Origin of the sequence: Streptacidiphilus sp. P02-A3a (genome assembly GCF_014084105.1) — a bacterium.
In the GTDB taxonomy this organism is placed as follows: domain Bacteria; phylum Actinomycetota; class Actinomycetes; order Streptomycetales; family Streptomycetaceae; genus Streptacidiphilus.
Window position 1 is genome coordinate 5,786,971 of the sequence record NZ_CP048289.1, and the last position, 12,026, is coordinate 5,798,996.

The 12,026-nt window shown below is 74.3% G+C and carries 10 protein-coding genes; 6 read left to right on the forward strand and 4 right to left on the reverse strand.

Going from position 1 to position 12,026, the window contains the following annotated elements; genetic code table 11:
- Positions 1 to 103 precede the first annotated feature (103 nt).
- Together GXP74_RS24805 and GXP74_RS24810 are read left to right on the forward strand one after the other, a co-directional pair.
- Positions 104 to 859 (forward strand): metalloregulator ArsR/SmtB family transcription factor, encoded by a 756-nt coding sequence (locus GXP74_RS24805; RefSeq protein ID WP_182453455.1) that lies wholly within the window; start codon positions 104 to 106, stop codon positions 857 to 859.
- 68 nt (positions 860 to 927) lie between these two features.
- Entirely contained in the window at positions 928 to 1,686 is a 759-nt protein-coding gene (locus GXP74_RS24810) for a GntR family transcriptional regulator (RefSeq protein ID WP_182453456.1), read from the forward strand.
- Between the two features lie 25 nt (positions 1,687 to 1,711).
- Here GXP74_RS24810 and GXP74_RS24815 read toward each other — a convergent pair whose 3' ends face one another.
- Positions 1,712 to 3,415, reverse strand: a complete 1,704-nt coding sequence (locus tag GXP74_RS24815; protein WP_182453457.1) for a phosphonate degradation HD-domain oxygenase — start codon at positions 3,413 to 3,415, stop codon at positions 1,712 to 1,714.
- 226 nt (positions 3,416 to 3,641) lie between these two features.
- Between GXP74_RS24815 and GXP74_RS24820 the strand changes: the two genes are divergently transcribed.
- Positions 3,642 to 4,346: a DUF1707 domain-containing protein gene (locus GXP74_RS24820; RefSeq protein ID WP_225448156.1), complete on the forward strand. Its 705-nt coding sequence runs from the start codon at positions 3,642 to 3,644 to the stop codon at positions 4,344 to 4,346.
- Between the two features lie 3 nt (positions 4,347 to 4,349).
- Here GXP74_RS24820 and GXP74_RS24825 read toward each other — a convergent pair whose 3' ends face one another.
- The 3 genes from GXP74_RS24825 to GXP74_RS24835 all read right to left on the reverse strand — a co-directional run bounded on the left by GXP74_RS24825 (position 4,350) and on the right by GXP74_RS24835 (position 8,311).
- A complete protein-coding gene (locus tag GXP74_RS24825) occupies positions 4,350 to 6,146 on the reverse strand; it encodes a cholesterol oxidase substrate-binding domain-containing protein (protein WP_182453458.1) in 1,797 nt (598 codons plus the stop codon).
- 406 nt (positions 6,147 to 6,552) lie between these two features.
- Entirely contained in the window at positions 6,553 to 7,245 is a 693-nt protein-coding gene (locus GXP74_RS24830; RefSeq protein WP_182453459.1) for a hypothetical protein, read from the reverse strand.
- A 187-nt stretch (positions 7,246 to 7,432) separates the two neighbouring features.
- Positions 7,433 to 8,311, reverse strand: coding sequence for an EamA family transporter (locus GXP74_RS24835; RefSeq protein WP_182453460.1), 879 nt, complete (start codon positions 8,309 to 8,311; stop codon positions 7,433 to 7,435).
- A 53-nt stretch (positions 8,312 to 8,364) separates the two neighbouring features.
- On the opposite strand from GXP74_RS24835, the gene GXP74_RS24840 reads away from it, so the two are divergent.
- The 3 genes from GXP74_RS24840 to GXP74_RS24850 all read left to right on the forward strand — a co-directional run bounded on the left by GXP74_RS24840 (position 8,365) and on the right by GXP74_RS24850 (position 12,017).
- Positions 8,365 to 9,225 carry a MurR/RpiR family transcriptional regulator gene (locus GXP74_RS24840; RefSeq protein ID WP_182453461.1) on the forward strand — a complete coding sequence of 287 codons (861 nt, stop codon included), beginning with the start codon at positions 8,365 to 8,367 and terminating at the stop codon, positions 9,223 to 9,225.
- 73 nt (positions 9,226 to 9,298) lie between these two features.
- Complete coding sequence (locus tag GXP74_RS24845; RefSeq protein ID WP_182453462.1) at positions 9,299 to 10,108, forward strand: GNAT family N-acetyltransferase; 810 nt, start codon at positions 9,299 to 9,301, stop codon at positions 10,106 to 10,108.
- A gap of 151 nt (positions 10,109 to 10,259) precedes the next feature.
- A complete protein-coding gene (locus GXP74_RS24850; protein ID WP_182453463.1) occupies positions 10,260 to 12,017 on the forward strand; it encodes a SpoIIE family protein phosphatase in 1,758 nt (585 codons plus the stop codon).
- The last annotated feature ends 9 nt before the right edge of the window (positions 12,018 to 12,026 follow it).

The following is a 12,026-nucleotide window of genomic DNA, read 5'->3' on the forward strand; positions in this document are numbered from 1 at the left end:
CAGACATGGGTCGATCCTACCGATCCCGGGGAGTGCGCAGCTCACACGCACCGGCCCGGACCCCCGGTTGACATGTGACCAGAAGGTCACCTATCGTCGGAGTGTGGACGCGATATTCAAGGCGCTCGCCGATCCCACGCGCCGGAGTCTGCTCGACGCGCTCTTCCAGGAGGACGGCCAGACGCTCACCGCGCTCGAAGCCCGGTTCGAGATGACCCGCTTCGCCGTGATGAAGCACCTGAAGCTGCTGGAGGAGGCCGGACTGGTGGTGACCAGGCGTCAGGGCCGAGAGAAGCTCCACTTCCTGAACCCGGTGCCGATACGGCTCATCCACGACCGGTGGGTGAGCAAGTACGCGCTACCGGTGGTCGCCGCGCTCAGCGACCTGAAGAGCCGATTGGAGAGTCCCGTGCAGAAGATCTACGAGATCTACATCCGCACCACCCCGGAGCGGCTGTGGGAGGCCATCACGGACAGCGAGATCAGGAGCAAGTACAACTTCGGCGCCCGGATCACCTCGGACTGGACCCCGGGCTCGCACTACGAGATGGCCGCGCCCGGTGCCGCCGGGGGGCTGCTGGGCGAGGGCGAGATCCTGGAGTCCGATCCGCCGCGCCGCCTGGTCCAGAGCATGGTGGCGCTGTGGAGCGAGGACGTGAAACGCGAGGGCACCTCCCGGGTGACCTGGGAGATCGAGCCGGTCGGCGACTCCTGCCGACTGGTGGTGACCCACGACCAGCTGCGCGAGGGCGCCAACGACGAGCTCTACGGCGGCTGGCCGATGATCCTCTCCGGTCTGAAGACCTGGCTGGAGACCGGCGAGCTGCTGACCACCCCGGGCTCGCTGATGTACCGCTGAGCGGCTCCGCCGCCATCCGATAGATTCCTGACGTCAGGGCACGGGTGCGGCTGGTCGACGGGAAGCGTGTGGCGGAGACGGCGCGGTACAAGGAGTTGGCGGCCGAGGTGCGCGCCGCGGCGCGCGCCGGGGAGTACGGCGCGGACGGTCGGCTGCCCAGTGAGGAGCAGTTGGCGGCCCGCTACGGGGTCTCCCGGGGGACGGTCCGGCACGCGCTGACGCTGCTGCGGTCGGAGGGTGTGGTCACCTCCCGGCGCGGGACGCGGCGGGTGCTGCTGGCATCGCCGCCGCTGCAGAGCTTCGCGGAGCTGATGAGCTTCACCCGCTGGGCCCGCTCGCTCGGGGAGACCCCGGGCGGTCGGGTGGTCCGGCAGGAGCTGCGCGCCGCCGGTCCGGAGGAGGCCGCGCAGCTGCGGCTGCCGGAGGGCTCGGCGGTGCACTGGGTGCTGCGGCTACGGACCTTGGCCGACCGGCCGGTGATGGTCGAGCGGACCGCCTATCCGCCGCTGGTGGGCGCGCTGGTCTCGCGGATGCCGCCGGACACCGTCTCGGTCAGCGAGCAGCTGGAGCGGGACGGCGTGCTCCTCGCCGACGCCGACCACACCGTGGACCTGGTCACCGCCGACAAGGAGGACGCCGCGCTGCTGGGCGGCCCGGTGGGGCAGGCACTGCTGCGCGAGCGCCGCCGGAGCACGGATCCGGCCGGGACGCCGGTGGAGTGGTCCGACGACCGCTACCTGCCCGGCACCGTGGCCTTCACCGTGCACAACTCGGTGGCGTCCAACGCGCTGACCCGCCACCGCGCCGAGCCCCACCCCGAGCCCTGACCCGCCCCGCCGGGTCGCACCGGACTCACGCCGGCGGGCAGGCCTCCAGCAGGGATGCGAGCAGCGGGCGGAAGTGCTCGAAGCCGGGCGTGGGCGCCTGCGGGTCCTTGGCCGCCTCGTCCCAGCGGCGCAGCCGGACCGCGTCCGCGCCGTAGGGGTGGGCGGCGAACTCCTCGGCCTCGGCGGCCGTCATCGGTCCGCCCTGGACCGAGAGGGTGTGCACCGACGCCGGGGACAGCAGGGCGAAGTAGGCGGGTTCCACCGCGCACAGGTAGCGCTTGGCGGCGACGTGCAGTCGGACCGGCTCGGTGACGGCCGGGCCGAACCACCGGGCCAGCCAGTCGGCGCCGGTGTGGCTGTGCCGGTTGTCGGTGCCCTCCATCAGCTGGTGGCCGGTCACCTCGCCGTGGAAGTGGCCGAGGTCGTGCAGCAGCGCCGCCGCCACCAGCTCCCCCGGGGCTCCGTCGGCCTCGGCCAGGGCCCCGGCCTGGAGCATGTGCTCGGCCTGGGTGACCGCCTCGCCGAAGTACTCGGCGCTGCCCTGCTCGGCGAAGAGCACGGCCAGCGTGTCCAGCGCCTCCCGGCGCAGCACCGCGGCGGTGCTGAACAGTCCGTCGAGGTCCGCGTAGCAGCCCTGGAGGTGCCGTCCGCCGCTGCTCTCGAAGGCGGTGCGGGCGTGCAGCAGCCGGGTGTTGTCGAAGATCAGGCAGTCCCCCGGGGTGAGCCGGAAGTCGAGCCGCAGCTCGGGCCGCAGCAGCAGCCGGGCGAAGCCGCGGTAGGCGGCGTAGAAGGCCTCGGTGTCGGCGGCGGGGAGCCGGAGGGTGCCGATGGAGCGGTTGTTGAAGCGGATCTCGCGGATCCGGCCGCCCGGGTCGGTGCCGATCAGCGGGTGCTGGGTGGTGATCTCGGCTCCGGCGCGGGGGGCGCCGTCCTCTCCGGGGCCGCCGTGGTCGACGAAGCGGAAGGGCACCGGGGTTCGGGTGAGCACCTGGTACGCGGCCGGGTCCTGCTCGCGCAGCAGCGCGGCGGCGGCGAAGCCGTCGACCAGCCCGGAGTCCCCGCCCTCGGTGCTGTTGGCCAGGCAGTGCAGCAGTTGCAGCGTGGGCACCGGGTCGCGGTAGGGGTTGTCGGTGTGCGGGGTGATCCGCTCGCCGGTGAAGGCGAGGTTGTTGGGGTTCTGCTCGACCCGCACCTCGAAGATCCGGCCGTAGTTGGTCTCCCGGACGAAGCCGAAGGTCTCGGCGACCTCGGTGACCTGGCCCTCGCGCACCGGCACCCCGCGCAGCAGGGCGAAGCCGAGGCGTCCGACCGCGTCCAGGATCCGGAGCCGCACGGCGGGGTCCTCCCGGTAGTCGGCCCAGGCGGCGGTGGGGAGGGCGCCGGTCAGGTCGGCGGCCTGCCAGAGCGTCTTGGCGTCCTCGGTGCGCTGGTCGGCGGCGGACCGGTCGGCGGTCGGCCGCCGCGGGGCGAGCCAGGACGCGGCGTAGTGGGAGCGGTGGCCGTCCGGCACCCAGACCACCTCCCAGCCGACCGCGCCGTCCGGCCCGGTCACCGGGGTCTCGGTGGCCACCGCCGGTTCCTCGGGCAGGTCGGTGATCTGGAACAGCTTCTGGCCGTTGCGCGGGTCGCGGCACTGGGCGCAGCCGCAGTTGTCGCGCAGCCACAGCGCGGGCAGCGAGGCGGGCGCGGGCGTCGGCAGCGGGGTGGTGGTCGAAGCGGGGTCGGGCATCGGGGCCTCCAGGTCGGCGCAAAGTTGTATAGCCAACTTTGCCGCACGGCCGACGCTTCCGGGCCCGGGTGTATCCGGGGCGTCCTCGGGCCGAACGAGTGGGAGCGGGCAGGCGAACTTCCCCCGCCGGATCGCGGTACCGGGAAGCGGGGCGACAGTCACGCTATATCGCGATACCCTGTCCGCGTCGCACCGCCACACGTCCCACCGCACCCCTGGAGTCCATGTGTCCTCGGTGACCCCCGCCCCCGCAGACCGCCCCGGCACCGGCCCCGACACCGGCCCCGAGTCCGCCCCCGGCGGGTCCGGCCGCCTGGTGAAGCTCCCGGGACGGCCGGGGCCCGCGGCGCGGGTCGGCGACGCCGATCGCGACCGGGTCGCCGGGATCCTGGCCGACGCCCTGGCCGGGGGCTACCTCGATCCCGAGGAGCACGCGGAGCGGCTGGAGGCCGCCTACGCCGCGCGCACCGACGCGGCCCTGGCGCCGCTGACCGCCGACCTCCCGGCCCGAGCGGACGCGGCGCCGCCCGCGCCCGCGCCGTCCGGCGAGCCGATGACCGCCGTGTTCAGCAAGCTGCGCCGGGGCGGCGCCTGGCCGGTGCCGCCGCACAGCGTCGCCGAGGCCCGCTTCGGCGCGCTGCTGCTCGACCTCCGGCAGGCGGTGTTCACCCGCCGGGAGGTGGAGCTCCAGGCCGACTCCTTCTGCGGCAAGATCGTGGTGATCGTGCCGCAGAACGCCCGGGTCTACGACACCGGTTCGGCGCTGTTCGGCAAGCGCTCGATGCCCGGCGGCAGCGGCGGCCAGCCCGCGGACGGCGCGGAGGGTCCGGTCATCCGGATCTCCGGCCGGTCCGTCTTCGGGAAGGTCGTGGTCCACCGCGACGGCGGGCCGATGCGCCACCTGCGGGAGTGGCTGGACAACTGGTCCTGAGCCCTAGGGCAGGAAGGTGTCCAGGAAGGTGTTGCTGTAGATCCGGGCCGGGTCGTAGCGGTCCAGGGTGGCCAGGGCGGTGTCCCAGTTGTCGCCGGTGGCCTGGCCGACCCGGAACGCCGCCGGGATGGTGCCGCCGAGCATGGTCGGATCCGACCATGCGGCCGTCCCGGAGTAGGCCCAGCCCTTGGACCACTCGGGCCGCACCGCCGCGTAACCGCCGGTGTAGTTGGCCAGCACCCACTGCTCGGTCTCCCGGTAGAACTGCTGGGACTGCGGGGTGCCCGGGACGGTCAGCACGTCCATCCACACCGCCGTGTCCCAGGCGGGCTCGTCGGGGCGCGGGCGCAGCGCGCTGAGCTGCGCCTCGACCGCCCCGGCGACCCCGCAGTCGGCGGGGTCGTCCAGGCCGGTGACGCGCACCTCCCACGGCCCGTTCATCGGGTACTGGCCTTTGGCGGCATAGGCGTTGAGGGCGTTGTCCAGGTAGCCGTAGAAGTCGCTGACCACCCGCTGGACGTCGGCCCGGGCGCAGAGGATGGCGTAGCCGTTCGCGGTGACCTGGAGCGTCGTCGGCCGCACGTACAGCTGGGTGTTCTTGGCCCAGCCCCAGATGTCCCAGGTGCCGGTGACGATCAGTCCGGAGCCGACGATGCTCATCTCCAGGTTCTCGAAGGTCGGCGTCACCGAGACGTCCCCGCTGACGATCTCCGAGATCAGCTGGGACTCGCTGCTGCTGACCGAGTCCGAGAAGGTGTAGTTGAACGGGCTGTCGACCTCCCGCGAGAGCCAGGACTTGCTCGGGCTGACCGACCAGACCTTCAGCCAGGGCACGGTGGTGAACGGGAACCAGATGGTCTCCACCCGGCCGCTCTGCTCGACCAGCGCCGCGTAGGAGTCGGACCCGGCCGAGGCGGGCGGGGCGAACAGGGTGGCCACGTTGGTGGTGTAGGTGCTCTGACAGCGCAGCCGGACGTTGGCGCCGACCCGCAGCGTCGCCTCGGTGACGAAGGCGCGGCCGAGGTGCACCAGGAAGGCGGCGATGTCCGGGTCGCTGCGCTGGAAGGTCCTGAGCGCGTAGGCGCTCTGCGTCGGATCCCAGACCACGGCGGTGAGCGAGACGACCAGGTTGCTGACCGAGCCGTAGGTGTGACCGGACAGCGGGGTCTCCCCGGCGGCCGGGACCGAACTGCCGTGGCCGTCGATGGCGAGCACGCCGCCGAGGGTGAGGTCGCCCGGGGCCGGGGTGTTGGTCAGCCCGTATCCGGCGTTCTCCAGGTCGGTGAGCAGCGTGGTCATGGTGACGCCCGCCTGCGCGGTGACGCTGGCCGGGCTGCCGCCGCTGACGGTGACCGCGGTCAGGTTCTCGGTGGTGTCGACCAGCAGGATGTTGCCGCTGGCGCCGCTCGGTTCGAGCAGCGGGGACCAGCCGTGGCCCATGCCCCGGGCCCGGATCTTCCAGCCCTGGGCGTGGGCCCAGTTGGCGAGGGTGACCACGTCGGCGGGCGTGCCGGGGGCGCAGGTCCACTGCGGGCTGAGCACGATCTCGCCGGACCAGTTGGTCCAGGCCTGCTGGTAGACGGCGAGGCCGCTGGGGAAGTCGGGTGGGGCCGGGGTCGCCGCCTGGGCGGGCAGGACCCTGAAGGCCGGGGTCCAGGACAGGCCGGTGAGCGCGGCGGTCGCTCCGGCGGCGCCCAGGAAGGCGCGACGCGACAGCGGCGAGACGGGCTGCGGTGAGGCGGGCTGTGGCGAGGCGGGCTGTGGTGAGGCGGGCTGTTCGGGGTGCTGGGGAGATCCCATGACTACCCTCCGCGAGGTGGTGGAACACGCGTGACGGGGTGCGCCGCGGCAGCGGTCGCCGTGGCGGGGGGTCCCGGGCGTGCGGTCCCGGGGGCGTGGTCGCGCTGCGGGAACCCGGCTGTGCGGACCGGGGCAGCGGACGGGCGGCGCGCCCGGGGCCGGGCGGGCGGACGGCACGGGGCCGGGCTCGGGGCGGCTTCGAGCGACCTGACTGGAGTTCGCGCGGGCCGTTCCCGGCGGCGGCCGACGGCGCCGGGAACGGTGATGGTGGAGCGTCCGGGGCGGCGACGGTCGGGCGGTCCCGTGCGGCGACCGGCCGCCACCTGCGGTGACAGTGATGGAGAGAATCCAGCTCTGTCCGCGAGAAGTCAATGACGGTGCGTCAGATATGAGACCCCAGAACTGACTAGCCGTCAGACTTGGTGGCGGGGACCGACAACTGGGCCGAGGTCACCGGGCTGCCGGAGGCCTCGGACACGGGGATCCCGCCGCCCAGGGCGGTCAACTCCAGCTGCAGGGAAGCGGACACCGCGCCCTGCTGACTGGTCGTCACCTCGATTCCGGCGTTGGCCCCGGCGGGAGAGATCGAGTAGATCGGGAACCCGTCGAAGGTCGCGCCGGTCCGCTGCGACATCCGCCGCATCGCGGCGTCCAACTGCCGCTCGGAGTAGGGGCATGCGAAGATGTCGAGGCGACTCAGGTCGATCCCCGGATCGGCGCGCTTGGCCGCCGCCGCGAGTTGCCTCCCCCTGGCCGTGTCGGTGACGCAGAGGGTGACCCGACCCAGCGGATTGTCCACCACCAGCAGGCCGAAGACGTCCGCGTAGCCGCCGCGGCCCTGCGTGCCCAGTGCCTGGGCCAGCGCCTCGGCCTGCGGCGAGTTCATCGGGGTCGCGCCGGGGTCGCCCGGCGAGGACGCCGAGGTCGTGTAGGCGGCCGAGACCATGGGGCAGCTGATCGGCCGGTAGTAGCCGTGCACGTTCACCGACGGGCCCGGCTCCAGCGGCAGCTTGACCGACGGCGCGGCGCAGCCCGCGACGACGGCCAGCACCGCCGACGCGGCGACTGCCCGGACGGCTACCCGGACGCTGCGGATCATGGACTCCCCCTCGGTGGCACGGCTGGACCGGCTCTGGGACGCGGCAGCGCCCCGCCCGGTTCCGGTCCCGCTCCAGCCGCCACCGTACCCCACTCGCAACTCCTCCAACTCGCTTGCCCCGCAGGCGAGTCGGCCGGTCAGAGGCGCGGCCCGCAGCGGACGCCCACGGCCCCCGCCAGTGGCGCGGTCACAGGTGGGCGAGTTCCAGTACCCCGATGCCGAGCAGGACGGCGGCACTGGCCGCCATCCGCCGGTAGCCGAGGCGCTCCCGGAAGACCAGCGCGCCGATCAGCGCCGCGAAGACGATACTGGTCTCGCGCAGGGCCGCGATGGCGGCCAGGTTCCCCCGGTCCTGCGCCCAGACCACCAGGCCGTACGCCAGCATCGACAGCGCTCCCCCGGCCAGGCCGGTCCGGTACGCGGGGCGCAGCGCGCCGAGCAGTGCCCGGCCGCCGCGCAGCCGCCAGGCCGCCAGCGGCAGCGCCGGGCCCTGGCACAGGAACGACCAGGCGATGTAGCCGAGCACCGTCCCCGAGCGGCGCACCCCGGTCCCGTCCACCACCGTGTACGAGGCGATCATCACGCCGGTGCCCACGGCGGCCGCCAGCGCCGGGAGTTGCGCGCGTCCGGGCAGTCCGTCGGCGAAGGCCAGACCGGCCAGCCCGGAGCAGACCGCGATCAGCCCGAGCGCGCCGCCGAGCGGCAGTGACTGGCCGAGCACGGTGGTCGAGGCCAGGGCCACCAGCAGCGGCGAGGTACCGCGCGCGATCGGGTACATCTGGCCGAAGTCGCCGAGCCGGTAGGACTGGAGCAGCAGCACCTGGTAGACGATCTGCAGCAGGCAGGAGGTGCCGATGAACGGCCAGGCCGCCGCGTCCGGCAGCGGCGTGAAGCAGACCAGGACGGCGGCGCAGCAGAGGTAGCCGAGGTCGATCAGCACGAAGCCGACCAGCTTGTCCTCGATCCGGTGCGCCAGCGCGTTCCAGACGGCGTGCAGCACCGCCGCCGCCAGTACCAGCAGCGGCACGACGGCCGCCCCGTACCCAGCTTGAGACCCGGTGGACACAGCTCTCCCCCTCCTTCTGTTCCAGGAATTGAATTCCACGCTACTCTAGACTCATGGAAAATGATTCCACGAGCCCCGGTGCGGGCGTCCAGCAGCTGTCCGCGCACATCCGGGCGCGCCTGCCGGAGTTGCGGGACACCGAGGCACGGGTCGCCCAGGTGTTCCTGGAGCAGGGTTCGGAGCTGGTGCGGCTGAGCGTGAGCGACGTCGCGGCGCTGGCCGGGACCGCGCCGTCGTCGGTGGTCCGGGCCTGTCAGCGGCTGGGCTTCCGGGGCTACCAGGAGGTGAAGATCGCCGCCGCCCGGCAGGCCCCGCGCCCCGCGCCGCCGACCGAGGACGATCCGGCCGGGCGCGCCCTGGCACACACCGTCCAGGCCGCGCACCAGGTTCTCGACGGGCTCTTGGAGACCGTGTCGGTGAAGCACCTCCGCTCCGCCGCGCGGACGCTGAACGAGGCCTCGCGGGTGCTGGTGTTCGGCGCCGGGCTGTCCGGGGCGGTCGCCCTGGACGCCGGCTACCGGCTGCGGGCGCTCGGCTGCGTGGTGGACGTGCCGGCCGACCCGATGACCGCCCAGCTGTCCGCCGGGCTGCTGGGGGTGAACGACGCCTGCCTGGCGATCAGCCACTCCGGCGCGACCCGCAGCACCGTCGACGCCGCCCGCCGGGCCCGCCTGCACGGCGCCACCATCGTCGCGCTGACCAGCTACGCCAACTCGCCGCTCAGCGAGACCAGCACCTGCACCCTGGTGGCCGGGAGCCAGGAGCTGGTGCTCGGGCTCGAAGCCGTGGCCAGCCGACTGGCGCACCTGGCCGTGGTCGACGCGCTGACGATGACCCTGCTCTCGCTGCGCGGCCCGGACGCCGAACGGGCGCTGGCCCTGTCCCAGGACGTCACCGCCGACCACGTCTACTGACCGCGGCGACCGCCGGGGCGACCGCCGGACAATCCGGTTGCCGCCCAGGTCGGGGCCGTGTTGGAGTGGGCGGATGGAGAACGTGGACGAACCGACCGACGGTGCGCGGACCGCACCGGACCTGCTGGCGGAGTTCGACCGCCGGGTACGCCGCGGGGCGCGGCCCGACGGCGCCGGGGCGGTGGTCGAGCTGGTCGACGGCGTGCTCCGGCAGACCGCCCCGGCGCCGGGCTGGAACGCGGTGCTCTGGTCGGACCTGGACCGGGCCGGGGCGGACGCCGCGATCGCCGCGCAGGTGGCGCACTACACCGCGCTCGGCCGGGACTTCGAGTGGAAGCTCTACGCCCATGACCGCCCGGCCGACCTGGGCGCACGGCTGCTGGCGGCCGGTTTCACCGCCGAGCCGGAGGAGGCGCTGATGATCGCCCCGGTGGCGGAGCAGCTGACCGGGGCGCTGCCGCCCGAGGGGGTGACCCTGCGCCCGGTGACCGGGCCCGCCGAGGCGCAGCTGCTGGCGGACGTGCACGAGCAGGCGTTCGGCTCCAGCGGGCGGCGGATCAGGGACCAGCTGCTGGCCCAGCTCGCCCGGTCCCCGGAGACCGTGCACGCGGTGCTGGCGATGGCGGGCGAGCGGCCGGTGAGCGCGGCGCGGCTGGAGCTGGTCCCGGGGACCGGCTTCGCCGGGCTGTGGGGCGGCGGCACGGTCGAGGAGTGGCGCGGGCGCGGCGTCTACCGGGCACTGATCGCCCACCGGGCCCGGATCGCCGCCGACCGGGGCTACCGGTACCTGCAGGTCGACGCGTCCGCCGACAGCCGCCCGATCCTGGCCCGGCTCGGCTTCACCCGGGCCGGGAGCACCACGCCGTACCAGTACCGGGTCTGAGCCGGTACCGGGTCACGAGGCGCGGGCGCGTCCGGGTCGCGACCGGTCCGGGTACGCCAATGGGGTGAGCCGGTGCGCGGGGGGCCGCCGGAACGGGTACGCATCCCGTCCGCGCACCCCTGCCCGTCCCGTGTGCCCGCGCACGCCGGGCGTGCCCCCCGGAGGAGGAACCCGTGGCGGAACCCGTGGCGCCGCGCCGCGCCACCGCAGCCGCCGCCCGGCGGCGGCGGTGCTGAGCGGCCCGGCCGACCCGCTGCGGGCGCTGCTGCGGCAGGTGCTGGACGGGACCACCGCCGGGGTCACCGTGCTGGACCAGGAGCTGCGCTTCCAGTACGTCAACCCGACCCTGGCCCGGATGAACGGTCTGCCCCCGGAGGCGCACGTGGGCCGGAGCATCGCCGAGGTGGTGCCCGAGGTGGACGCCCGCGAGGACGTGCTGGCGCAGGTGCTGGCCGACGGGATCCCGCGCGAGGTGGTCACCAGCGGCCACACCCGGGCCGACTCCGACCGCGAGCTGCGCTACTGGCACGGCGCCTACCACCGGCTGATGGACGGCGACCAGGTGACCGGGGTGGTCGGCATCCTGCTGGAGGTCACCGACGACCGCGAGCAGCAGCGCGACCTGGAGCGGGCACAGGTCCGGCTGGCGGTGCTGGACCACGCCGCCACCGTGATCGGCACCACCCTGGACATGGACACCACCTGCGCCGAACTGGCGGCCTTCCTGGTACCGGGGCTGGCCGACATCGCCACCGTGGAGGTGATCCCGACCGACCTCGGCGTCCCGCACCGGCCCCCGCCGCACGGGGTGCTGCGGCTGCGGCGGGCCGCCATGCACACCGTCCCCGAGCTGGCCGAACAGGCCCGGGTGTTCGGCGTCCCCGGTGAGTACGTGGACTACCAGCCCGGGTCGGCGATCCCGCGCTGCCTGGCCAGCGGTCGGCCGATGGTGGAGAACCTGCTGGGCGACCCGGCGCTGGAGCGCTCCGCGCCGAATCCGGGGCGGCTGGCCGCGTACCGGGCCGCCGGGATCCACTCCGGGCTGCTGCTGCCGCTGTCCGCGCGCGGCGAGCCGCTGGGCACGCTGTCCATGGTCCGCGCCGGTGACTCCCCCGCCTTCACCGAGGAGGACGTGGTCGCCGCCCAGGACCTGGCCGGGCGGGCCGCGATCAGCCTGGACAACGCCCGCCGCTACACCCGCGAGCACCACATCGCGCTGGAGCTGCAACGGGCGCTGCTGGCGGGCCCCAGCCGCCCCAACCCGGGCCTGGAGGTGGCCACCCGCTACCTGCCGTCCGGCACCAGCGCCCTGGTCGGCGGCGACTGGTTCGACTGCGTGCCGCTCTCCCCGGAGCGGACGCTGCTGGTGATCGGCGACGTGATGGGCCACGGGGTGGCGGCGGCGGTCGACATGAGCCACTACAGCGCGATGCTGCGGGCGCTCGCCTCGGAGCGGCTGCCGCCGCACGTGGTACTGGAGCGGATGGACGCGCTGACCGCCCGGCTCTCCGACGAGCGCCCGGCGACCTGCCTGCTGGCCGTGGTGGACGCCCGGCGCGGCCTGGTCACCTACGCCAGCGCCGGACACCTGCCGCCCGCCGTCCTGGACTCGCGCAACCGGGCGCGGCTGCTGGACATCCCGGCCGGGCCGCCGCTGGGCACCGGGCTGGGCGGCTACAGCTCCCAGCTCACCCGCTGCGCCCCCGGGCACACCCTGCTGCTCTACACCGACGGCCTGGTGGAGCGGCGCGGCGAGGACATCGACCGCTCGCTGCGGCGGCTCGCCGAGCTCCGGCTGCCCGCGTCCGCCTCGCTGGACGGGGTGCTGGACCAGGTGCTCGACGAGCTGGTGGCCTCGGGGGTGGACGCGGAGGACGACGTCGCCGTCCTCGCCGCCCGGATCGGCTGACCGCCTCGG